The organism is Novosphingobium sp. CF614 (genome assembly GCF_900113255.1).
In the GTDB taxonomy this organism is placed as follows: Bacteria; Pseudomonadota; Alphaproteobacteria; order Sphingomonadales; family Sphingomonadaceae; genus Novosphingobium.
In genome coordinates this window covers 49,535-72,189 of the sequence record NZ_FOOR01000018.1, presented here as the reverse complement: position 1 = coordinate 72,189, position 22,655 = coordinate 49,535, and the positions used below count along the sequence as shown (strand labels likewise).

Sequence of the window (22,655 nt, the reverse complement as noted above, 5' to 3'; positions counted from 1 at the left end):
GGGGACCTTGTTGCCCGTACTGTCTTGGCGACCGCCCCAGATGCCAGTAAAACCGGCCACTCCGCTGCGGTGAAGCGCCCTCTAAGGTCCACCCCACAACCAGTCAAACACTTTCTTCACAAAAATCGCCACGAACCATGAAATAATAGTAATTCCAATCACTTAAAACACAACCAACAGCCTCGCCGCTCACACCGCTCCCGACCCCGCATCCCCGACTCGCCATCCGCTATCGCTCCACGACGGCGGGATCACACGCTTTGTTTACCACGTGCGGGCTACCCCGTCGGGCGTGCACAAGGGCCGCCAGGGTCCGCGGAAGAATCGGGAACCCGTCATCGATGCCGAAACCGGCAATCAGTGTCGCGATGAGCGTCTATAACGGCGAGCGATTCCTCGTGTCCGCCATCGAAAGCGTGCTCGCGCAGGACTTCGGCGATTTCGAGTTTCTCATCCTCGACGACGGATCGACCGACGAATCGCCGCAGATCGTGCGCCGCCACGCCGCCGCCGATTCGCGCATCCGCCCGATCCTGCGGGAGAATCGCGGGCTCATCGCCAGTCTCAACGAAATGATCGACGCGGCACAGGCGCCGATCATCGCGCGCATGGACGCGGACGACATCTCCCGTCCCGATCGTTTCACGAAACAAATCGCGTTCCTGGCCGACCATCCCGACTACGGCGTGGTGGGCAGCTGGAGCGAGGACATCGGCGAGAACGGCCAATCGCTGGCGCGCGGCGGCGCCGATCACCCGCTCGTTCATGAGGACTTGCTCCTCGCCATCGAGACCGGCGGGCAGCTTATCTGCCACCCCGCCGCCATGTACCGGCGCGACGTCGTCCTTGCCGTCGGCGGCTATCACGCCGCATTCCGCCATTGCGAGGATCTCGACCTGTGGCTGCGCCTGGCCAGCGTGACCAAACTGGGCAACATTCCCGAGCGGCTGCTGCGCTATCGCCGCTATCCCGGACAAGTGTCCTCCCGCTACACGACAGAGCAGCAGATCGGTACGGCCGTCGCCCAGGCAGCCTGGCGCGAGCGGCGGGCCGGACGCCCCGATCCGACCGCGACGCTCGACCGGCTGCCGCCGATCGACGAACTCGATGCCCTGTTCGGCCGTCCCGGGATCTCCCGCCAGGTGCGCGAGCAAGTCGCGCTGGGGCTGCGTTATTCGGCCAGCGCCATGCGCGACGACGGTTTCGAGCTCCTGATGAGCCATCTGCGCGACGGCGGCCGACGCGACGGCATGTGGCGTACCGTCGTGCGCCTCCTGCGTTTCGGTGAACCGCTGCGCGCGTTTCGTCTGGCCGCCACCCTCGCCGCGAACCTGCTGGTCTGAGCGGCACCATGGCCGAAGCGCGCCACTCCCCTCCCCCCTCCCCTCCCCCCACGCCGGACAACGGGCGCGGCGCGGGCAGCGTCAAGTCCGCCGCGCTATGGGCGGCGGCGAGCCAGTATTCGCAATTCACGATGCAGTTCGTCACCTCCGTCGTCATCTCGCGCTTCTTCCTGAAGCCGGAGGAGATCGGCCTGTTTTCGGTCGCATTGGCGGCGGCGATGATTCTTTCGATCATCCAGGATTTCGGCCTGACGCGCTATCTCGGCCGCCACCCCACCGCCGACGAGGAGACGGTGCGCCACTGCACCGTGATCGCGGTGGCGTTTTCGTTCATCCTGGCGGCGCTGGTCCTGGCGATCGCCTGGCCGATCGCGTTGTTCTACGGCGAACCGCGGCTGTTCCCGATCCTGGCGCTGATCGCGGCATCCTACCTGCTCAATCCCTGGAGCATCGTCCCGGCCGCGCTGCTGGCGCGCCGGCTGGACTTTCGCGCGACTTTCCTTGTCAACAGCACGGGGGCGCTGGCCAACAGCGGCTGCGCGCTGGCACTGGCGGCGCTCGGCTATTCGGCCGAATCGCTGGCCTGGGCGATGATCGCGCAAGCGGCCGTGCGCGCGGTCGCGGCGCAGATCCTGCGCCCGACGCCGTTCAGCCTCAGCTTCCGGATGGAGCGCGCGCGCGAGATCATCGGCTTCGGCTCGGGCAGCGCGCTGCTCTATCTTTCGGGCGGGATCGGCATGCGCACGCCCGACCTCATCGTCGGGCGCATGCAGGGGATGAGCGCGGCCGGCCTGTTCAGCCGGGGCGTCGCGCTGGCGGCGCAGCTGCATTACCTCGTCGCCGGCGCGGTCGGGGCGATCTATTATCCCACTTTCGCCCGGCTGCACGACGAGGAGAAGGACCTCGGCCCCTACTACGAGCGCGTCGTCGCCGCCCACGGAGTCATCGTCTGGCCAGCCATGGCGCTGCTGGCGGTGCTTTCCCAGCCGGTGATCCTGATGCTTTACGGGCCGGGCTGGGCCGAAGCGGCGCCGCTGCTGGCCTTCGTCGCCCTGGCCGAATGCTTCTTCGTGGCGCTGCCGCTCCACATGGACCTGCCGATCCTGCTCGGGCGGCTGCGCCAGCTGCTCTACTTCAACATCGCCGATACCGCGCTTTCGGTGGCCACGCTGGCGGCGGGCGCGGCGATCGGGGTGGAGGCCGCCGCCGCTTCCCGGCTCGTCTACGGCCTGGGCTGGTTCTGCCTCTATGCGCTGTGGCTGCGGCGCCTGATCGGCTTCAGCTGGCGCGCGGTGCTGCGTATCTACGCGGCAAGCCTGGGCGTCACGCTGGCAACGGTCCTGCCAGCGATATACGCCGTTACCGTGTGGCGCAGCCCGGCGACGCTCGGTTTTCTCGACTTCGTCGGGACCACCGGTGCCTCGGCCCTTGCCTGGCTATGCGCCGTCCATCTCCTGCGGCATCCGGCGCGCGAGGATCTGGTCGGCGTGGCATTGCACGTGCTTGCCCCCCTGCGCGCACGGTTGAAGCCCCGTCCCGCTTAGGGACCTCTCGGAAAGATGGCGCCCGGCGCGCCGCCGTGATAGAGTCGTCCGACCGAGACAGGGGTGGGAAATACCCCGCGGGAGGGGAATATGGCTGGAATCGCGCTCGCGCTGGCTTTGCTGATCGCCGATCCGGTGATCCTGGGAACCACACCCGTCCCCCTCACCGCGCCCGAAGACGCAGAAACACTGCCCGAAACGCTGCCCGAAACACTCCAGGGCCAGGCCGACCTGAACGAACGCATGACCGTGGATGTCGCGCTTGAAGGCACGGGGCCCTACCGCTTCCTGATCGACACCGGTTCCCAGCGCACGGTGGTCTCGACAGCGCTTGCGGGGAACCTCGGCCTGACGCTGGGCCCGGAGGTGCGAGTGGTCGGCATGGCCGGGGCGGACGACGTCGCCACCGCCAGAGTCGAGACGCTCGGGTTCGGCAGCCGCGAACTCTACGGCCTCATCGTGCCGCTGCTCGAAAACAGGCACATCGGCGCGGACGGCATTCTGGGAACCGACAGCCTGCAGGACCAGCGCGTACTGCTTGATTTCACCCGTGACACCATCACCATCGGCGAACCCCGCCAACTGGGCGGCAGCGCCGGCTACGAAATCGTCGTGCGGGCCCGCAAGCGCTCGGGCCGGCTCATCATGACCAATGCCCTGATCGACGGCGTTCGCATCGATGTCGTGATCGACACCGGCGCCAGCGGGACCGTCGGCAACCTCGCCTTGCAGCACGCGATGCGGGAACGCCCGGGATTCAAGGCGATGCTCTCCAGCGTGACCGGGCACGAGCTGGCGGTGGACATGGGCTTCGGCCGCCAGCTCACGATCAATGGACTGAAGCTTTCGAATGTCCTGATCGCTTTCGCCGATGCTCCCGCCTTCGGTGAACTGGGCCTGCGCAAACGGCCGGCGATTTTCCTGGGCATGCGCGAACTGCGCGCGTTCAAGAGGGTCGCGATCGACTTCTCGACTCGAAAGATCCTGTTCGATCTGCCCGGGTAATACCGACCGTCCCCCGGAATGCGCGGTCGCTGGAAGCTTGATGCAAGGTCGCGTCGATGACGCCAGCGGAACGGGGTATGGCCCTGCCCTTCGTCCTTGCGAGCCGCTGAAGGCGGCGCGGCACTGGGTTGCTTCGCCTGCGGCTCGCAAGGACGAAGGGCAGGGGAACACGCGTTCCGGTCAATGAGACGGGGTATAAGATTGAGTCCCGGCGGAAGTTCCCTATCTTGCGGCGGTATGCCACCAGATACCGCCGTCAACGATCCCAACGCCCGCCATGATGGCTGGGGCACCCTGTTCCGGTTCCTGCCCTACCTCTGGCCGACCGACAACAAGGCGCTGCGCTGGCGGATCGTCGTTGCCTGCCTGTTCATCCTCGCCTCGACCGGGACGCAGCTCACGCTGCCCTACCTGCTCAAGTGGGCGATCGATGCGATGGGCGCGACCGGGCCGAAGCTGGTGCAGCTGGCGATGCTCACCGTGCTCGCCTATTCCGCCGGCCGCTTCGTGCAGGCCGCTTTCGACAACTTGCGCAACATCGTCTTCGAGCGCGTGGGGCAGGATGCGACGCGCGCCCTGGCCGAAAACGTGTTCGCCCAGCTTCACCGCCTGAGCCTGCGCTTCCACCTCGGGCGGCGCACCGGCCAGGTCACCAAGACCATCGAGCGCGGCACCAAGAGCATCGACACGATGCTCTACTTCATGCTGTTCAACATCGCGCCGACCGTGATCCAGCTCGTGATCGTCGCGGTGATCTTCTACATCAATTTCGGCTGGGGCCTCGTCGCCGCCACCGCCGTCGCGGTCGTCGCCTATATCTGGGTGACGCGCACGATCACCGAATGGCGCACCAAGCTGCGCGAGACGATGAACCGGCTCGACGGGCAGGCGCTCGCCCGCGCGGTGGATTCGCTGCTCAACTACGAGACGGTGAAGTACTTCGCGGCCGAAGCGCGCGAGGAAGAACGCTACGCGCGGGCCACGCGCGCCTATGCCGAGGCTGCCGTCAAGAGCGAGAACAGCCTCGGCATGCTGAATATCGCGCAGGCCCTGGTGGTGAGCCTGCTGATGGCCGGCGCGCTCGCCTATACCGTGTGGGGCTGGTATCGGGGCCAGTACACCGCCGGCCAGCTGGTGTTCGTGCAGACCTACCTCACCCAGCTGTTCCGGCCGCTCGACATGCTCGGCATGGTCTACCGCACGATCCGGCAGGGCCTGATCGACATGGCCGAGATGTTCCGCCTGCTCGACGAGCCACAGGAAATTCCCGACAGGCCCGGCGCGCCGGCGCTCGTCATTCACAGGCCTTCGGTGGTCTTCGACGATGTCGTGTTCGGTTACGAGACGGACCGGACGATCCTCCACGGCCTGTCGTTCGAAGTGCCGGCGGGGCGCAACTACGCGGTCGTCGGTCCCTCGGGCGCGGGCAAGTCCACGCTCGCCCGGCTGCTGTTCCGCTTCTACGATCCGCAAGGCGGGCGCATCCTGATCGACGGGCAGGACATCCGCGAGGTGACGCAGGCCAGCCTGCGCGCCGCGATCGGGATCGTCCCGCAGGATTCGGTGCTGTTCAACGACACCATCGGCTACAACATCGCCTATGGCCGCGACGGCGCCACCCAGGACGACGTGGAAATGGCGGCGCGCGGGGCGGCGCTGATGCCGCTGATAGAGCGGCTGCCCAAGCGCTTCGAAACCGAAGTGGGCGAACGCGGCCTCAAGCTTTCCGGCGGCGAGAAGCAGCGCGTCGCGATCGCGAGGACACTGGTCAAGAACCCGCCGATCCTGCTCCTCGACGAAGCGACCAGCGCGCTCGATACGCGTACCGAGCAGGACATCCTGGCGACGCTGCACCGGGTATCGGAGAACCGCACCAGCATCTCGATCGCGCACCGTCTCTCGACGATCGCCGATGCCGACCGCATCCTGGTGCTGCACGACGGCCGGCTGGCGGAAAGCGGCTCTCACGCCGAACTGCTGCGGCTGGACGGGCTTTACGCCGAAATGTGGGCAAGGCAGGCGGCGGAAGCGGAAGAACTCAGCGAAGCGGCGGAATAATCGTCACTTCACCGCGTCGGCCTCATGCCAGACCACGGCCTGCGCCGCCTTCATGCAGTTCTCCGCCGTATCCCACGCCAGCGTGGGCGATCCATAGAGCCGCCAGCCCTGCGCCAGCGCCTCGGACACACGCTCGCAAAAGGCGCGGTCGTCCTTGCCGGTGAGGAGGCGATAGATCGGGCGATCTTCGGGGGTCTGGTACATTCGAACCTGCTAGCTCAATTTCCTTGTCATGGCGAGCCGCCGAAGGCGGCGCGGCAATCCAGGGCGGGCGGCGCGGCGCTGGATTGCTTCGCCCGCGGCTCGCAACGACGAAAGAGGGGCAGTGAAGGTTGCTGGAGCGGCTCGCCCCTGTCGCTCACAGAATATACGTCGCTCACAGAATATATTTCGAAAGATCCGCGTTCCCCGCAAGGGCCGCCAGCTTCTCGCGCACATAGGTCTCGTCGATCGTCACCGTTTCGCCGGCCCGGTCCTCGGCCTCGAAGCTCAGTTCCTCCAGCAGCTTTTCCATGACGGTCTGCAAGCGGCGGGCGCCGATGTTCTCGACGCTCTCGTTCACTTGCGCCGCGATCCTGGCCACTTCGAGAACGGCCCCCGGCGTGACCTCCACGGTGAGGTTCTCGGTGCCGAGCAGGGCCTTGTACTGGGTGACCAGGTTCGCGCGGGTTTCCGACAGAATACGCACGAAATCCGCCTCGGTCAGCGCCTTCAGCTCCACCCGGATCGGCAGGCGGCCCTGGAGTTCGGGCAGCATGTCGCTCGGCTTGGCGACGTGGAACGCGCCAGAGGCGATGAACAGCACGTGGTCGGTCTTCATCGGGCCATACTTGGTGGCGACCGTGGTGCCCTCGATCAGCGGCAGCAGGTCTCGCTGCACGCCCTCGCGGGAAACCGAGCCGCCGCGCACGTCGGAAACCGCGATCTTGTCGATCTCGTCCAGGAAGACGATGCCGTTGGTCTCCGCGTTGACCAGCGCGACGCGGGCGACGTCGTCCTGATCCATGCGCTTTTCCGATTCCTCGTCGACCAGCTTGTCCCAGGCGTCGGGCACTTTCATCTTGCGGCGCTTCATGCGCTGGCCGCCGAACGCCTTGCCCATGATGTCCGACAGGTTAATCATGCCGACCGAGCCGCCCATGCCGGGAATCTCCATCGGCGCGGCGGGGCTGTCCTCCACCTCGATCTCCACCTCGGTGTCGTTCATCGCGTTCTCGGTGATGCGCTGGTGGAACGCCGCGCGGGTCGCCTCGGAGGCGCCCTCTCCCACCAGGGCGTTGAGCAGGCGGTCCATCGCCGCCTTCGACGCGGCTTCGCGCACCGATTCGCGGCGGCGATCCTTCTCCAGCCGGATCGCTTCCTCGACAAGGTCGCGCGCGATCTGCTCGACATCGCGGCCGACGTAGCCGACTTCGGTGAACTTGGTGGCCTCCACCTTGACGAACGGCGCGTCGGCCAGCCTGGCCAGCCGGCGGCTGATCTCGGTCTTGCCGCAGCCGGTGGGGCCGATCATCAGGATGTTCTTGGGCGTCACCTCGTCGCGCAGGTCGAGCGGGAGCCTTTGCCTTCGCCAGCGGTTGCGCAGCGCCACGGCGACGGCCTTCTTGGCCTCGGCCTGGCCGACGATGTGTTCGTCCAGCGCGCGGACGATGGCTTTGGGGGTGAGGTTTTCGTTCATTCTCTTCTCTCCCCTCCCGCCTGCGGGAGCGGCAGGGGGGAGGGCATGTTGGGGTGGGCGGGGAGGGAACAGGCCCTCCTCTTGCCCCTCCCGCAGGCGGGAGGGGAATTGCGGATCAAACGGTTTCCACCGTCACGCGGTCGTTGGTGAAGACGCAGATGTCGGCGGCGACCTGCATGGCCTTGCGCGCGATCGTCTCGGCATCGTCCTCATAGGCGTCCAGCGCGCGGGCGGCGGCGAGCGCGTAGTTGCCGCCCGATCCGATCGCCGCGATGGTCGTGTCGGCCTTGGCCTCGGGCTCCAGCACGTCGCCGTTGCCGGTGAGCACCAGCAGCGTGTCGGCGTCCGCCACGATCATCAGTGCTTCCAGGTTGCGAAGATACTTGTCGGTCCGCCAGTCCTTGGCGAGTTCGACCGCCGCGCGCATGAGCTGGCCGCGATATTGCTCCAGCTTGCGCTCCAACCGTTCGAACAGGGTGAAGGCGTCGGCGGTGGCGCCGGCGAACCCGACGATCACCTTCCCGCCTTCGCCGATCCGGCGCACCTTGCGCGCGTTCGGCTTCATGACGGTATTGCCCATGGAAACCTGTCCGTCCCCGGCGATGACGGTCTTGCCGCCCTTCCTGACGCCGACGATGGTCGTTCCGTGCCACTCGATCAGGCCGTGGCTCGCCCCGTTGCTGTTCATGGGGCGGGATATATGGCGCGGCCCGCAAGGTTCAAGCAGGCCCGCCCCGAACGGGCACGGGCGCGCCTGTCAACTGCGACTGTCAGCTGCCGTTCGGACCCGGGCCGCTCGGCGCGGTGCCGGTGCCGCCGGCGCCGACCGCGCCGATATTGCCGAACAGGTCCTGAAGCAGGCTGCGGTGGCGGCCCAGCGTCGGGGTCTTGTCACCTTCCGGACTGATCCGCGCGACCTGCTCCATCCCGCGCTTGTCGACCGCGACGACATTGTCGGCGGTGTCGAAGCGCACGCGCAGCACGGTCTGCTCCGAAGTGCGCGGCTTGCCGAAGGGCGGCGTCTTCACGATCTGCGAGACGTAGTAGTAGTCCTTCTGGCCGAACTGGCTGACGAAAGTCGGCCGGCCGAGCGTCTTTTCCACCGAAAGGCGGTTGTCGATGCCCGGCTGGACCGAATCGAGCAGGGTCTGGTCGACGAGGTAGCCACGGTGATCGCGGATCGACGAGCAGCCGCCGACCAGCGCGGCAAGCGCCGCAGCCATGCCTGCCATCCTGATCTTGAGACCAACCTCGCGCATTTCCACACTCCAAACCACCGGACCCAACGCATGGGGCCCAAAACATGAGGCCAAAACCCCGCGGATGCTTGCCGGCCATTGCCAGCGGGCGTCCGACCCATATATCGCCACTGGCCTTAAGGCCCCGCAAGCGCCCACGCAATGGGCGTTGGCGCAGCTGACTGTATTGCACCGATTGAATTCGTGATGAACGAAAGGCTCCTGCCCCCCGTGTCCCTGATCTCCCGCCTGCTCGGCAGGCACTCCGATACCCGCGACGCCGCCCGCCCGCTTTGGCACCGCGTGGTGGAAATCGCGCGCGAGAAGCAGTGGTATGCCCAATGCGGCGTGGCCGATACCGTGTCCGGCCGTTTCGACGCGGTGACGCTGGTCATGGTGCTGGTCATGCTGCGCATGGAACGCGACAAGCACACCCCGGGGGGGACCACCGACGATTCCCTGATCGAGCCTTCGGTGCGGCTGACCGAACTGTTCGTGGACGACATGGACGGGCAGCTGCGCCAGTCGGGCGTGGGCGACCTGGTCGTCGGCAAGCGCATCGGCAAGCTGATGAGCGTGCTGGGCGGACGCATCGGCGCGTTCAGGGATGCCCTGGGGCAGGACGATGCCACCCTGATCGAAACGCTGGACCGCAACGTCACGCTGATCGACGGTGCCGACAAGGCGCGCCTCGCGGCCGAAGTGCGGCGGCTCCACGCGCAGATCGATGCCCTTTCGGGCGAAGCGCTGCTCGCCGCCAGGATCGCGCGGTGAGCACGCCGGAGTTCTCGCGGCCGTTCGACGTGCGCCAGGTGGAGGGCAAGGCGCCCCACCTGGAAGCCGGCGAGGCCGAGCGGGCGGCGCTGGCGAAGCGCTTCGGGCTGGTGCGGATCGATCGCCTCGCCGCCGACCTGGAACTGCACCGGAAGGATCGCATCGTCGAGGCGCGCGGCACGCTCACGGCGGACTTCATCCAGTCCTGCGCGGTCTCGGCCGAGGACCTGCCGGTTTCGATCGTCGAGGATCTGTACTTCCGCTTCGTCCCCCAAAGCACCGCTTATGCCGATGGCGAGGAAGTGGAGATCGATGCCGGGGACTGCGACGAAATCGAGTACGCCGGCACCCATTTCGATCTCGGCGAGGCGGTGGCGCAAAGCCTGGCGCTCGCCATCGACCCGTTCCTGACCGGGCCGGACGCCGACGCGGCACGGGCGGCGGCCGGCATCGGCACGCCCGAAGACCAGGGCCCTTTCGCGGCGCTCAAGCAGCTGAAGGACAAGCAGGCGTAATACCCGGTTCCCGGAACGCGGCTCGTCTTCCCCCTTCGCCGTCTTCCCAACCACCTGCCCTTCCGGGCGCGCGGGCCGCCGCGAAATCGTCGCTCCCGATGCAACCATGCCGGCGGCCGGCCATTACTCCGGCGACCCGTTCATCCACGGGCCCACTCATGCACGGGAGCCGCGACCATGGCAGACGCACGCATTTTCCAGGATCTCAAGACCGATCACGACAAGCATCGCGCGATGCTGGAGCAACTGGGCGAGACCCACGGCGACACCCCCGAACGCCGCGGGCTGTTCGAGGAATTGCGCAAGGAGCTCCAGGCCCATGCCGCAGCCGAGGAGGAATCGCTCTACGCGACGATGCTCGCCTGCCCCGAACTGCGCGACGATGCGCGCCACTCGGTCACGGAACATAAGGAAATCGACGATTTCCTGGGCGAGCTGGTCGAACTGGACATGGCCGCCGGCGCCTGGCTCGGCAAGTTCAAGCAGATGCGCCACCGCTACCTCCACCATATCGACGAGGAAGAGAAAGAAATGTTCCCCGCCGCCGCGAAGACGCTGTCGACCAAGGCCGAGCGGAAGCTTGCCGAAGTGTTCGAGACGCGCAAGCCGAAGGAACTGGCCCTGGCCGAGAAGGCGGAGCCCGGCGATCAGCGCGAATAAGGCGCGGGACGGGCGGGGATGGAACGCCGCCCGTCTCCCGGGCGTTGTAGCGGCACAAGCCAAAGCCCCACAAGCCAAAGCCCGAGGAGAATTCCCATGGACATCGATATCCGCGAGACCTTCTGGAAGGCCTTTCAACTCAGCCCCTTCATCATGATGAAGCTTACCGGATCGAGCGACCATGCCGAGCCGATGACCGCCCGGCTCGACCGCGACGCACGCCACGCGATCTGGTTCTTCTGCCGGCGCACCAACCGGATCGCCGGCGGCGGCAAGGCGATGGGCCAGGTCATGACTAGGGGCCACGAAGTCTTCGCCTGCATCGAGGGCACCCTGGTGGAGGAAACCTCCCAGGCGCTTCGCGACCGGCACTGGGACAACGCGGTCGAGGCATGGCTGCCGGGCGGCAGGACCGACCCCGCCGTGGTGATGCTGCGCTTCGACATCGCCGACGGCGAAGTCTGGACCGTCGAGATCGGCCTCAAGAACGCGTGGAAACTGCTGACGGGCAAGCCGATCGATCCGGCGAAGGCCGGTCATCATGCGCTTGGCGCGGTCTGATACCCCCTCTGGACCCCTTGGCCCCCCGTTGGTCCCACCCTGGTCCCCCCTTGGGCCCGACGCCAAAGAAGTGGGACGGGGCGGCGCTTCGGAAAATCCGCTCCATCGCCGCGCTCGCTGGCCCCGCTCCCTGGCCCCGCTCGCTCGCTGAGCGGAGCGTGATCCGGAATCTGGGCTCCCTGCTCTAGTTTCCGGCCTTTCGTTCCTGGGAGGATGGCGGCGCGCGGCGCGCCCTTCGTGATAGCAGATAGCGCCACACGCCGACGCAATTGATGACGAACAGCACGAGATTCTGCGCGCCAATTCCTTCCGAATTCTTCTCGAGGAAGCCCCAGCCGATCAGGGCCAGCGAACTCGTGACGAAGATCACGAAGCCCCAGCCGGTCCAACGCCGTCCCAGGTCGAGCGAAATGACAAGCGCCGCCACGGTTCCCGCGGCGGCGCCGTAATATTGCAGGGCGTTCAGGGCGAACTCCCCCTGTGTCACGCGCCGCTGGCCTTTCGATCGATCATCCAGGCCTGGCGCTCACGCCTGCCGCAGGGGCTGAAGTTCCGCCGGGCGCCCGGTATCGGGACAGCCCGCCAGGGCATAGGAGATCGCCGCCAGGATCGACTTGGGCGTGAAAGGCTTCTGGACGATCCCCACCGCCGTCGGCGCGGGCGTGTCGATCTGCCCGGGATTGGCGGTGACGTAGATCACGCGCGAGCCGAACTTGACCGCGACATCGCGCGCGATAGCCGGGCCGGTCAGCCCGTCGCGCAAGTTGAGGTCGACCAACGCCACGTCCGGGGCTTCGCCCACCAGGGCGAACGAGGCCGCGTCGGGCACCGTGCCGACAACCGCGTGGCCGCCGTCCTCCAGGATATCTTCCAGTTGCAGGGCGACCAGGAACTCGTCCTCGACGATGAGGATCTTGCCGCAGTTCGCCACCATCACCGTACCCAAGGTCAAACTCCCTTATCCTGCCGTGTTACGCGGCAATTGCCGTGCGATGATCGATGTTGGCGATCTTCGAGAGTTCGGCGAAGAAGGAATCGACGGCATCGCCGGTGAGCACGAAGTTGTGGCGAAAATCGGGAAGCTGGCCCGAATCGATGACTTTCAAGAGCATCGCGCGGGCGCGGCAGATGCGGCTCTTGACCGTACCGAGCGCGATGCCGCAGATATCGGCGATCTCCTCGTAGGAAAAGTTGCCGGCGGCGACCAGCACCAGCGCCTCGCGATAGGTCTCGGGAATGGAGGTGAGGGCGCGCAGCACGTCGGCCAGTTCGATCGCGCTTTCCTGGCTTGCCTCCGCGCAGAGGATGCGTTCGGCGGCCAGTTCGTCATATTCGCCGTGGAAGCGCGCGCGGCGCGCTTCGCTGTAGAAGTGGTTGCGCAGGATGGTGAAAGTCCAGGCCTTGAAATTGGTGCCCGCCATGTAGCGCTCACGCGCCGCCCAGGCGCGCAGCATGGCTTCCTGCGCCAAGTCGTCCGCACGGTCGCGGCATCCGCACAGGCCCCGCGCGAAGGCGCGAAGATGCGGGGCGACATCGGCGAGGGCCTGCTTGAAATCACGGTCGCTGAGTGCCGTTGCAGGCTTCGCTGCGATGCCGGCCCTTGCCTCGGATGTTGTCGACATGCGGATACCCTCCATGATGACCAATTGCGCAGTTAACGCGCCCCGACGGAAGAAAGTTCCCGGCGGACATTGCCCCCGTCGCCTCAATTCCGCACCAAGGCACTGTAATTGCTTGTAAAGCTTCCATTTCGAGGATAAGCTCGCCGGGTTCTTGGAAAATTCATTTGAGCCCGCCCGGGAACAAGTGTGCCCCGGAAACTTTGAGGCCCCCGTCCACGTCTACCGTGAACGAGGGCCTCCGGGATCGGGTCACCACTGGTTTGCGGGGGGTGGGGGAGCCAGTGGTGATACGGGGCAAACGCGGCCGATCGGGTTTGGTTCCCGGATGCGGTGAAATTCGAAAAAATTTTTCCGGTTGCCCTGCAGGCACCCAGGAGTCAGACCATGGCCACCGGTGAGGCCGTAAACCCCTGAACGGCACCCATCGAGGCGCACGACGTCATGCGGGTGCAAACGGAACACTGTTGCCAAGCCCTTGAGGAATTTCAATGTCCGTCTCTGATCAGATCGCCGTCCAATTGCCTTACCTGCGCCGTTATGCCCGCGCGTTGACCGGATCACAGACATCCGGAGACACTTACGTGCGGGCGACCCTGGAAGCCGCGCTTGCCGACCGCGGCTTGCGCGACGGCATCGCCAGCAGCCGGGCCGCGCTCTACAGCGCCTTCACCCGCATCTGGGCGACCAGCCATGTCGAAGCGGCGGAGGAGCGGAGCGGCCTTCCCGATGCCATGCCGCATGAACAGGCGGCGCAGACGCGTCTGGCAACGATCGCGCCCATTCACCGCCAGGCGCTGCTGCTCACCACCGTCGAAGAGTTCACGCGCGACGAGACCGCGCAGATCCTGGACCTTTCGGTCGAGGACATCGATGCCCTCGTCAACCAGGCGATCCAGGAGATCGACGGCGAAAGCGCGACCAGCGTGCTCATCATCGAGGATGAACCGCTGATCTCCATGCAGCTCGAAAGCCTCGTCACCGACCTTGGCCATTCCGTGGTCGGCACCGCGGCGACGCACGACCAGGCGCTGGAAATCTTCGCCCGCTCGCCCGCCGGCCTCGTGCTTGCCGACATCCAGCTGGCGGACGGCAGTTCGGGCATCGACGCGGTGGAAGACCTGCTCAAGTTCGGCGACGTGCCGGTGATCTTCATCACCGCCTATCCCGAGCGCCTGCTTACCGGCGAACGCCCGGAGCCGACCTATCTCGTCACCAAGCCGTTTCAGGAAGCCACGGTGCGCGCGGCGATCAGTCAGGCGCTGTTTTTCAGATCGAGCAGGCCGCTGGATTGATCCCGGCCGACGGCTTTCGAACCGGAAATACCGCGCCATCCAGCCCGTCCCGGGTTTGCCCAAGAGCGGTGGCGCGGGGCTCGGGCCGACACCTCCGACCGCTCACCCCGGACTTGTCGAAGGGTGAGCGGGTCTCGATTCGGATTTAGGGGTTCTTTGCTCTGAAGCCCGATTTCGTTGACCCGTCGTCCCGGCTCGGTTTTACAGGCTCACCGTTTTACAGGGCGTCGGACAACTCGTGGTAGTGATCCACCATCGAGAGTGCCAGGGCACCGATGAGCGCCAGCGCGAAGGTGCTGCCGGACGAGGTCGATTCGCGGTGCTGGCCGCGCAGCCGCACGGTCGCCAGATGGCGTCCCGGTCCCGGCGTCGAAGTCATGATCCGGGCATCGCCGGGGAGCAGGCGCAGCGCCGCCGATTCGAAAGCGCCCGCCGCCACGCTGCGCATGACCTCGACCTCGCGCGAGGGGCACATCGCGGCACCCCCCAGGCCCTGGGGGCGCAGCCGCATGAGCACGCCCATCGCACGCACGTAGCCGGCTTGGGCGTCCGGGGCGGCGACAGTCGACGACAGGGCAATATTGTCGACCTCCGTAAGCCACTCGGAGAAGCGGTGGGCAACTGCCATGGGCTGTTTTTACTCCTTGATCTCGTACATTGAAATTGCCCCACGAAACCCTTTTTGCACCGCATCATTGCGTTGACGGGAAGGCCGGCATACGTATTTTTCCTAGGCCTGCTTGCGATCGGCGCTTCCCTTCGATCCGAAAGCCACCCCGCGCCGCGCCATGAAGGCCGCGCGCCTTGGTCCGCATGGCCTTCAACCCGCAAGCATTTTCCGCAGTTTTCCGCCGCGCAGCGCGAATTCACGGCTCGTGCGGACGGGAACCTTGAGGCGGCATTCGACGCCCCCCGGATTGAACTTGAGATCGACATTGGACTTCAATTCGTGCGCCACGATCTTTTCGATCAGGTCGCGCCCAAAGCCGCGCTTGGCGGGCTCGCTCACCGTCGGCCCCCCTTCCTCGCGCCAATGGATTTCCGCGCAATCGGGCGAGACCAGCGACCAGAAGATGTGAATGCGGCCCTCCACGGTGGTGAGCGCGCCGTATTTCGCGGCGTTGGTTGCCAGTTCGTGGATGGCGAGGCCCAGCGACATGGCGTCGTTCGGCGCCAGCTTGATGTCTGGTCCGGACATTTCGACATGACCCTCGTTGCCGTCCAGGTAGGGCGCCAGCTCGGACCGGACGATGTCCCCCAGCGCCGCGTTGCCCCAGTCGGACTGCGAGAGCAGGTCGTGAGTCGCCGACAGGGCGCGCAGGCGCGCCGTCAGACTTTCGGTGAAATCGTCGATGTCCTTGGAGCGCCGGCGGGTCAGCGCCGCGATCGACAGGACGTTGGCAAGCGTGTTCTTGACGCGGTGGTTGAGTTCGCGGGTCAGCGAATCGCGGATCGAAGCCTGGCTGGTGAGCCATTCGAGCACCCTGCGATCCTCCGCCGCGCGCCGCGTTATCAGCCGGCCGATCGCCATGACCATCAAGGAAGCCAGCATCCCGAAAAACAGCGTGATGCGCGAAAGAGGCGAAAGCACGCCGCCCTTCGTGTCGCTGATCTGAACCACCCAGGAATGGTTGCCGACATCGATCCGCCGTTCCATCGTCGGACCCGTCAGTTCTTCGGCCTGGCGTTCGGCCAGCAGCGTATCGGGCGCGACGTGGTCATCGTAGATCGCCACCTCGATACGGCTGTTACGATAGAGCTCGCTCGCCGAATCGAGGAAACTCGCGGCGCGAAAAGGACTGTAGACGAAGCCCTTGACCTGCCGCTGCCCGCCCCGCGCCACCATCACCGGCATGTAGATCAGGAAACCCGCGACCTCGGGAGCGTTCCGGTCCTGGATGAGCCGGACCTTGCCCGAGGCGACCGGCCCGCCCAGCCGCATCGCATTCTCCATCGCCGAGCGGCGCACTCTCTCCGAAAACATATCGTAGGCCACCACCCGGCGGTTGTCTTGCGAGCGCGGCTCGAGATAGACGATGGGCGCGGCGTACCCCTGATCGCCCGAAGGCCGCGGCCAGACGATGAAATCTTCCTGCCGGTCCTTCTGCAGCGCGGCTTCCAGCGTCGGGATCTGGTCCACCGGAACCAGCGGAGCCCAGCCGATCCCGAGCGAACCGTACAGCGTGCCGTCGCCCTGCAAGTCATCGGCGAATTCCGCGAACTGTTCGGGAGAAACCGTCTCCTGCGTGGCGAACAGCGCGCTGCCCGCGCGCAGCAGGGCGATGTTTTCCGTCACCCGCCGCTGCAACGCCGAGGCGATTTCGGTCAGGTTGCGATCGAGCTCGACCTGGCGCGTCTGCCGATCCGCCCGCTCGATCGCCATGACCGAGACGGCCGTGGTGATGCTGGCCAGGAGGAACAACAGGAAGGGCCAGCCGCGCGGATACCTGTAGAACCACGCCTGCTTGTGCACCCTGTCGAGCAATGCCTGGTCAATCACCCCGCACTTTCCACTTTCCCGAAGCCGACGATCGCGGCCCCCCGCGCCGGCGACAAACCTATGGCAACACTTTGCTTGCAGGGGAACCTTGAAGCAGGTGAATTGTTCCAAGGCCAATTGACGTCCGCGCGCCTTGCCGCCGGACGGGGCTCGCGAAGCGCCCGGCCCACGCCGGCGGCGCACCAGGCTTGACCGGCGCCCGGTCTCGCAGCAAGGATGGTCGGCGAAAGGGAGTTCGTGTTGAGTCAGTCCAATGGACGTGGGCATCCCGCGAAAATATCGGGATTGCCGCCCGAGGTGCGCCGCATCCCGCCAAGGGATGGCGAACCGGGTTGGGCCGGGGGTCTGAGGAAGCTTTACAACTCCGTGGTCGAAGAACCGCTGCCGGACAGCTTCAAGGATCTCCTGAAGAAGCTGGATGACAGCGACGATGCCTGAGCGGATCAAGACCTCCCCCGCCGACGAGAGATTTCGCGATGAACTGCTGGCGGTCCTGCCGCACTTGCGCGCCTTCGCCCGCGGCCTTTCGGGACGCCCCGATTTCGCCGACGATCTCGTCCAGGAAGCCGCGATAAAGGCGTGGACCGCGCGTGATCGCTACGAGCCCGGCACCAACATGCGTGCCTGGACTTTCGCGATCCTGCGCAACCATTATTTGTCCGAACTGCGCCGCAGCAAGCGCCAGACCGACCTGGACGAGGGCGCCGCCGAACGCCTGCTGGTGATGGAACCCGACCAGGAAGGGCCGCTGCACCTGGACGACATGGAAGCGGCTCTCCAGAAGCTCGCTCCCGAACGGCGCGAGGCGGTGCTGCTGGTCGGCGCCTCCGGCTTCAGCTACGAGGAAGCCGCCGATATCGCCGGCTGCCCGATCGGCACCATGAAAAGCCGCGTCGCCCGCGCCCGCGCCGACCTCGCCCGGTTGCTCGATGGCGAGGTCGAGGCCGTTGAGAGCAAGTCACGGCGGCCCTGATACCAAGTCACCTCGAGCGAGACTCATTTTCACCTTTCGTCGTTGCGAAGGCGGCAAGGGGGAAAAGAGAAGAAGAATCTCGCTCCAACAGACTTGGCATGACCGGGCCCGATGTTTTTATGTACAAGGGGGTGCATTGATTGGTTAACCTGCGTTATCATGGCCGCGATGCGATGTATCGGCAGGAAATGGATCGAGAGGCGCCGCCGCGCGGGCGCCGGCGAAGATGATGTCCGCCGAAGGTGAGGATCGCCGGGAGCGGCCCGGCGTCCCCGAGGCCGGGCTGCTGCGCACCTTCTCCAGGCTGACCGCCAAGCAGCACGAAGTCCTGCGCTTCGTCGCGGAGAACCGCACCAGCAAGGAAATCGCCTGGGAACTGGGTATCTCCGAAAGCGCGGTAAATCAGCGGATAGAGGGCGTGCGCATCCGCACCGGCTCACCGCCCCGCGCAGAACTCGCGCGGGCCTATCGCCAGTACCAGCAGGACCTGGAAGCGCAGTGCAAGCCGCGGCCGGACGATATCGCCCAGGCTCCCGAGCCGATTGCCGTCCGGCACGTCCTGATCGGGAGCGAACTGGATGAGACCTTCGTTTTGCCCGATGCGGCGATCTACACGTTCACCGATCCGTGGCCGGAAGAGCGCGCCGGCCGTATCTTTCCAAAGCTGCGCGATGGCCCGCATGCCGGGCTCAGCCGCACCGCCGCGCTGATCGCCATCGTCGCCGGGATTCTTCTCATCGCCGTGGCGGGCCTGGCCGTCGCCGACGCGCTGCGCGATCTGTTCTGACCGGCGGCGGGCGATTTCGCATCCCTGCCGGGCACGATTGGCCTTGCGGGAATCGCGGCGACAGTGATCTATCCGCTCGAAGATTCGCGGTCGCCAGGCGCGGCCCGGTCCGTCGCCGTAAGGAGAGCCTTGCTTGAGCCAGATCGTTACCGTTCCCACCCAGCCCTTCGACGGACAGGCCCCGGGCACCTCCGGCCTGCGCAAGAAGGTCAGGGTGTTCCAGCAGCCGAACTATTCCGAAAACTTCATCCAGGCGGTGTTCGACGTGGTCTCGCCGGAACCCGGCGCAGTGCTGGTGATCGGCGGCGACGGGCGCTTTCACAACCGCACGGTGATCCAGCAGGCGATCCGCATGGCGGCGGCCAACGGCTATGGCCGGGTGCTGGTGGGCAAGGGCGGCATTCTCTCCACCCCGGCGGCCAGCCACGTGATCCGCAAGTACCGGGCGAACGGCGGGCTGGTGCTTTCGGCCAGCCACAATCCCGGCGGGCCGGACGAGGATTTCGGCATCAAGTACAACATCGCCAACGGCGGCCCGGCGCCGGAAGGCGTGACCGGCGCGATCCACGCGCGCACCCTGGAGATCGACCGCTGGCTGACCGTCGAGGCCGACGATATCGATCTCGACGCGATCGGCAATGCGCGGGTGGGCGGCATGACCGTATCGGTGATCGATCCCGTCGCCGACTATGCCGACCTGATGGAGGACCTGTTCGATTTCAGCGCGATCCGCAAGATCGCGGCCTCGGGCTTCACCATGCGCTTCGATGCGATGAGCGCGGTGACCGGGCCCTATGCCATCGAGATTCTCGAGAACCGGCTGGGCTTCGCGCCCGGCACGGTCGTCAACGGCATCCCGCTCGAGGATTTCGGCGGGCACCATCCGGATCCCAACCTGATCCACGCGAAGGACCTTTACGACCTGATGATGTCGCCGGACGCGCCCGACCTCGGCGCCGCCTCGGACGGCGATGGGGACCGCAACCTCATCATCGGGCGCGGGCGCTTCATCACGCCCTCGGACTCGCTGGCGATGCTGGCGGCCAATATCGAGATCGCGCCGGCCTATCGCGGGCGGCTCGCCGGCATCGCCCGCTCGATGCCGACCAGCGCGGCGGCGGATCGCGTCGCCGAGGCGCTGGGCGTGCCGTGCTTCGAGACGCCGACCGGCTGGAAGTTCTTCGGCAACCTGCTCGATGCCGGCATGGCGACGATCTGCGGCGAGGAGAGCGCCGGCACCGGCTCCGACCACGTGCGCGAGAAGGATGGGCTGTGGGCGGTGCTGCTGTGGCTCAACATCCTGGCGGTGCGCGGGATCAGCGTGGACGAACTGGCCCGCGAACACTGGGCCCGCTACGGGCGCAACTACTACGCCCGGCACGATTACGAAGGCATCGAGACAGCGGGCGCAAACGCGCTGATGGACGGCCTGAAAGCCCAACTCGCGGTGCTGCCGGGCAAGCGCTTCGGCCCGCTCACGGTGAGCATGGCCGACAGTTTTTCCTACACCGACCCGGTGGACGGCTCGGTCAGCGCCAACCAGGGGATTCGCGTGCTGTTCGAGGATGGCAGCCGCGTCGTCTTCCGCCTTTCCGGCACCGGCACGCAGGGCGCCACCTTGCGCGTCTATCTGGAAAGCTACGTCGCGCCCTTCGGCCACCTCGATGCCGAGACCACGGCGATGCTGCAACCACAGGTCGCCGCCGCCGAGGACATCGCGGGCATCGCCCGGCACACCGGGCGAACCGGGCCGGACGTGATTACCTGATCTCATCCCCCTTCGCCTCTCCCTTTCGTCGCCCGCGAGGTGGCGAAGCCGCCGCAGCAATCCAGGGCGGTTTGGTGCCGCCCTGGATTGCCACACCGCCTGCGGCGGTTCGCAATTGACGAAGGGAAGGGGGTCCATGCGGGACTTGTTCCTACCGCCTGCGGGCGCCGTCCAATGCCTCGATCCGCTCCGCCGTTCCCGGTTCTTCCAGCAGGTCCTTGAGCGGCGCCGCGAGGCGCCGTCGCCAGTTGGGATGCTCGGTCACCGTGCCCGGCAGGTTGGGCTGCTCGCGCTCCGCCAGCAGATCCTCGAGCGGCGCGATGGCGAGCTGCGAGGCGGAGCCGCCGATGTGGCGCAGCGCGGCTTCGACCACGGGTTCGGGATCGCCGGGCGCGGGGCGCGGGGCCGCGTCGCGGGTGAGCGTCGCCCAGAGCAGGCCGCGATCCCAGTCGCGGCGTCCGGCCTCCCGCTCGGGACTGGAATCGGCGGGCAGGCGCCCGAGCTTTTCCGCCCATTCAAGGTCGTGCCCGCTCCACCACCCGGCGACGGTGGCGGTATCGTGGGTGCCGGTCATGGCGACGCTATCGGGCGCATAGTCCTGCCCGCCGATGAAGCCCCGGTCGGCGGCGCGCTCGAACCACAGCACGCGCATGCCCAGCATCTTCCGGTCGGCAACCGCCTCCGCGAAGCCCGCCGGCATGGTGCCCAGGTCTTCGGCCACGATCAGTGCGCGGGCGCGGTGCGCTTCCAGCGCGACCAGGCGGATCAGGTCGACGAAGGGATAAGCCAGGTATGCCCCCGCGCTCGATGCTTCCCCGGCGGGCACGACCCATAGCCGCGAAAGACCGAAGGCGTGATCGATCCTGAGGCCGCCGGCAAGGCTGAGCGCCGCGCGCAAGGTGGCGATCCATGGGGCATAGCCGCTGCGCACGAGGCCCCTGGGCGAAAAACCCGTGAGCATCCAGTTCTGCCCGTGGGGGCCGAGCGGATCGGGCGGCGCACCGATGGTGAGCCCTTCCAGCATGCTCTCGCGCATCGACCAGGCATCGGCCCCGCCGGTATGGACGCCCACGGCAAGGTCCGCGAGCAGGCCCACCGCCATGCCCTGCTGGCGGGCGTGGGCCTGTACCCTGGCCAGACTCTCGCGCGCCAGCCACTGGGTGAAGAGGTGGAATTCCACCTCTTCCGCGTGCTCCGCTGCGAAAGCCCCGACCGCCGCGCCCTCCGGGTCCTGGTACGGCAGCGGCCAGTCACGCCAGCCATCGGCGCCGCCGGGGCGAAAATGCACATCGAGCGCGTCGAACAGGGCCTGCCGGCGCAGGCCTTCGCCATGGACCGCGTTGTCCCGGGCGATGCGCGCGCGCGCGCCGGCATCGAGGCTGGCGAACAAGGTCCGCAGATCCGCCAGCCGGCGCGGCAGGGCGCCTTCCCAGTCGATCAGCGGGCCGCCCTCGCCCGATGGCAGGGGCGGTGGCAGGGACTGTGGCAGGGACGGCAGGCCCAGCAGCTCGGGGGCGCCCATGGCGCTGTTGAGATAGAGCCGGCTGGAAGGCGAATAGGGCGAGAAACCCATGCCATTGCCGGGAAACAGCGCGTGGACCGGGTTGATCGCAAGCACGTCCGCGCCCCGCGCGGCGAACAGCGAGACCGCTTCGTCCAGCTCCCCGAAATCGCCGAAGGGTCGCGCCGTGCTCCCTCGCAGCGCCGGAATCTGGACGGCGGGTCCCCACAGCTTGCCCTCGGCGAAGTCGCGCACGGCGGGGCAGCGGCGCGGCGCGACCGCAAGGGTCAGTACATGCCCGGCAAGCTCGAGGCGATAATAGCCGGGCTCGGCGATGGGCGGCAGCGTCCAGTCGCCGACCGGCAGCGTCCGCGCGACGCCGTCCTCGCCGGTCAGTTCGGCGCGGGCGATGCTGGCGGGAAGCGGCGTGGGCACGCCGACTTCGGTGACGATCATCGCCGGCGGTTGCCGGCGCTCCGAAGCCTGCTGCTCAAGGCTGCGGGCGATCTCCGCCGCGCTGCCGGCCGCATAGCCGAGGGCGGTGGCGATGCTGGCCAGCGACGCGTCCGAAACCGTCCGCTCGGCCCCGTCGACGCCCCACCACTTGCGGGCAATGCCGATGGCCTCGGCAAGCGCGTGCAACTGCTCTATCTCTGCCTCCACCGCCCGCGCGGACGATGATCCCGCCACGAAGCGACGGCGAGCTTAGCGGCGCGGCCCCATCGCGGCAATCATACGGATAATGCCAAGTCTGCTTGAGCGAGATTCATTTCCCATCCTCGTTTCCCATCCTCGTTGCGAGGCGGCGGAGCTGCCGAAGGCTGGGCACAAGTATT

General features: G+C 66.8%; 23 protein-coding genes. 13 read left to right on the top strand and 10 right to left on the bottom strand.

Annotation, left to right across the window (positions count from 1 at the left end):
• Window positions 1-341: 341 nt before the first annotated feature.
• The 4 genes from BM052_RS15730 (at window position 342) to BM052_RS15715 (ending at window position 5,950) form a co-directional block, all read left to right on the top strand.
• Window positions 342-1,343: a glycosyltransferase family 2 protein gene (locus tag BM052_RS15730; RefSeq protein ID WP_091148417.1), complete on the top strand. Its 1,002-nt coding sequence runs from the start codon at window positions 342-344 to the stop codon at window positions 1,341-1,343.
• 8 nt (window positions 1,344-1,351) lie between these two features.
• Complete coding sequence (locus tag BM052_RS15725) at window positions 1,352-2,887, top strand: oligosaccharide flippase family protein (RefSeq protein ID WP_091148416.1); 1,536 nt, start codon at window positions 1,352-1,354, stop codon at window positions 2,885-2,887.
• A gap of 90 nt (window positions 2,888-2,977) precedes the next feature.
• A complete protein-coding gene (locus BM052_RS15720; protein WP_091148415.1) occupies window positions 2,978-3,892 on the top strand; it encodes an aspartyl protease family protein in 915 nt (304 codons plus the stop codon).
• 237 nt (window positions 3,893-4,129) lie between these two features.
• A complete protein-coding gene (locus BM052_RS15715) occupies window positions 4,130-5,950 on the top strand; it encodes an ABCB family ABC transporter ATP-binding protein/permease (protein ID WP_091148414.1) in 1,821 nt (606 codons plus the stop codon).
• Window positions 5,951-5,953: 3 nt separating this feature from the next.
• On the opposite strand, the gene BM052_RS15710 is transcribed toward BM052_RS15715, so the two are convergent.
• The 4 genes from BM052_RS15710 to BM052_RS15695 all read right to left on the bottom strand — a co-directional run bounded on the left by BM052_RS15710 (window position 5,954) and on the right by BM052_RS15695 (window position 8,887).
• Window positions 5,954-6,154 (bottom strand): DUF1737 domain-containing protein, encoded by a 201-nt coding sequence (locus tag BM052_RS15710; RefSeq protein WP_091148413.1) that lies wholly within the window; start codon window positions 6,152-6,154, stop codon window positions 5,954-5,956.
• A gap of 172 nt (window positions 6,155-6,326) precedes the next feature.
• Window positions 6,327-7,628, bottom strand: coding sequence for an ATP-dependent protease ATPase subunit HslU (hslU, locus tag BM052_RS15705; protein ID WP_091148412.1), 1,302 nt, complete (start codon window positions 7,626-7,628; stop codon window positions 6,327-6,329).
• Window positions 7,629-7,743: 115 nt separating this feature from the next.
• On the bottom strand, window positions 7,744-8,316 hold the full coding sequence (hslV, locus tag BM052_RS15700; RefSeq protein ID WP_091148411.1) for an ATP-dependent protease subunit HslV: 573 nt from the start codon (window positions 8,314-8,316) through the stop codon (window positions 7,744-7,746).
• 82 nt (window positions 8,317-8,398) lie between these two features.
• The gene (locus BM052_RS15695) at window positions 8,399-8,887 is read right to left on the bottom strand and encodes an outer membrane protein assembly factor BamE (RefSeq protein WP_091148410.1); all 489 of its coding nucleotides are present in this window, start codon (window positions 8,885-8,887) and stop codon (window positions 8,399-8,401) included.
• A 210-nt stretch (window positions 8,888-9,097) separates the two neighbouring features.
• On the opposite strand from BM052_RS15695, the gene BM052_RS15690 reads away from it, so the two are divergent.
• From BM052_RS15690 to BM052_RS15675, 4 genes are all read left to right on the top strand, one after another.
• The gene (locus tag BM052_RS15690; protein WP_091148430.1) at window positions 9,098-9,640 is read left to right on the top strand and encodes a ubiquinol-cytochrome C chaperone family protein; all 543 of its coding nucleotides are present in this window, start codon (window positions 9,098-9,100) and stop codon (window positions 9,638-9,640) included.
• The gene (locus tag BM052_RS15685) at window positions 9,637-10,155 is read left to right on the top strand and encodes a YceD family protein (RefSeq protein ID WP_091148408.1); all 519 of its coding nucleotides are present in this window, start codon (window positions 9,637-9,639) and stop codon (window positions 10,153-10,155) included. The genes BM052_RS15690 and BM052_RS15685 overlap by 4 nt, the downstream gene beginning before the upstream one ends.
• Window positions 10,156-10,332: 177 nt before the next feature.
• Window positions 10,333-10,815 carry a hemerythrin domain-containing protein gene (locus BM052_RS15680; RefSeq protein WP_091148407.1) on the top strand — a complete coding sequence of 161 codons (483 nt, stop codon included), beginning with the start codon at window positions 10,333-10,335 and terminating at the stop codon, window positions 10,813-10,815.
• A gap of 96 nt (window positions 10,816-10,911) precedes the next feature.
• On the top strand, window positions 10,912-11,376 hold the full coding sequence (locus BM052_RS15675) for a pyridoxamine 5'-phosphate oxidase family protein (protein ID WP_091148406.1): 465 nt from the start codon (window positions 10,912-10,914) through the stop codon (window positions 11,374-11,376).
• A 184-nt stretch (window positions 11,377-11,560) separates the two neighbouring features.
• Here BM052_RS15675 and BM052_RS15670 read toward each other — a convergent pair whose 3' ends face one another.
• From BM052_RS15670 to BM052_RS15660, 3 genes are read right to left on the bottom strand one after another with little or no spacing between them, the layout of a single operon-like run.
• Window positions 11,561-11,863, bottom strand: a complete 303-nt coding sequence (locus BM052_RS15670; protein WP_255406196.1) for a hypothetical protein — start codon at window positions 11,861-11,863, stop codon at window positions 11,561-11,563.
• Between the two features lie 39 nt (window positions 11,864-11,902).
• A complete protein-coding gene (locus BM052_RS15665; RefSeq protein WP_091148405.1) occupies window positions 11,903-12,310 on the bottom strand; it encodes a response regulator in 408 nt (135 codons plus the stop codon).
• Between the two features lie 37 nt (window positions 12,311-12,347).
• Window positions 12,348-12,998 (bottom strand): sigma-70 family RNA polymerase sigma factor, encoded by a 651-nt coding sequence (locus BM052_RS15660; RefSeq protein ID WP_091148428.1) that lies wholly within the window; start codon window positions 12,996-12,998, stop codon window positions 12,348-12,350.
• A gap of 488 nt (window positions 12,999-13,486) precedes the next feature.
• On the opposite strand from BM052_RS15660, the gene BM052_RS15655 reads away from it, so the two are divergent.
• Window positions 13,487-14,290, top strand: coding sequence for a response regulator (locus BM052_RS15655; RefSeq protein WP_091148403.1), 804 nt, complete (start codon window positions 13,487-13,489; stop codon window positions 14,288-14,290).
• Window positions 14,291-14,507: 217 nt separating this feature from the next.
• Here BM052_RS15655 and BM052_RS15650 read toward each other — a convergent pair whose 3' ends face one another.
• Entirely contained in the window at window positions 14,508-14,918 is a 411-nt protein-coding gene (locus BM052_RS15650) for a hypothetical protein (protein ID WP_091148401.1), read from the bottom strand.
• A gap of 192 nt (window positions 14,919-15,110) precedes the next feature.
• The gene (locus tag BM052_RS15645; protein WP_091148399.1) at window positions 15,111-16,790 is read right to left on the bottom strand and encodes a CHASE domain-containing protein; all 1,680 of its coding nucleotides are present in this window, start codon (window positions 16,788-16,790) and stop codon (window positions 15,111-15,113) included.
• Window positions 16,791-17,030: 240 nt separating this feature from the next.
• On the opposite strand from BM052_RS15645, the gene BM052_RS15640 reads away from it, so the two are divergent.
• From BM052_RS15640 to BM052_RS15625, 4 genes are all read left to right on the top strand, one after another.
• Complete coding sequence (locus BM052_RS15640; RefSeq protein ID WP_143084864.1) at window positions 17,031-17,228, top strand: NepR family anti-sigma factor; 198 nt, start codon at window positions 17,031-17,033, stop codon at window positions 17,226-17,228.
• Window positions 17,221-17,763, top strand: coding sequence for a sigma-70 family RNA polymerase sigma factor (locus BM052_RS15635; protein WP_091148395.1), 543 nt, complete (start codon window positions 17,221-17,223; stop codon window positions 17,761-17,763). Before BM052_RS15640 ends, BM052_RS15635 begins: the two co-directional genes overlap by 8 nt.
• Window positions 17,764-17,992: 229 nt before the next feature.
• Window positions 17,993-18,550: a helix-turn-helix domain-containing protein gene (locus BM052_RS15630; RefSeq protein ID WP_091148427.1), complete on the top strand. Its 558-nt coding sequence runs from the start codon at window positions 17,993-17,995 to the stop codon at window positions 18,548-18,550.
• A 133-nt stretch (window positions 18,551-18,683) separates the two neighbouring features.
• A complete protein-coding gene (locus BM052_RS15625) occupies window positions 18,684-20,318 on the top strand; it encodes an alpha-D-glucose phosphate-specific phosphoglucomutase (RefSeq protein ID WP_091148394.1) in 1,635 nt (544 codons plus the stop codon).
• 151 nt (window positions 20,319-20,469) lie between these two features.
• On the opposite strand, the gene malQ is transcribed toward BM052_RS15625, so the two are convergent.
• Window positions 20,470-22,509 (bottom strand): 4-alpha-glucanotransferase, encoded by a 2,040-nt coding sequence (gene malQ, locus BM052_RS15620; protein WP_255406195.1) that lies wholly within the window; start codon window positions 22,507-22,509, stop codon window positions 20,470-20,472.
• Window positions 22,510-22,655: the final 146 nt, after the last annotated feature.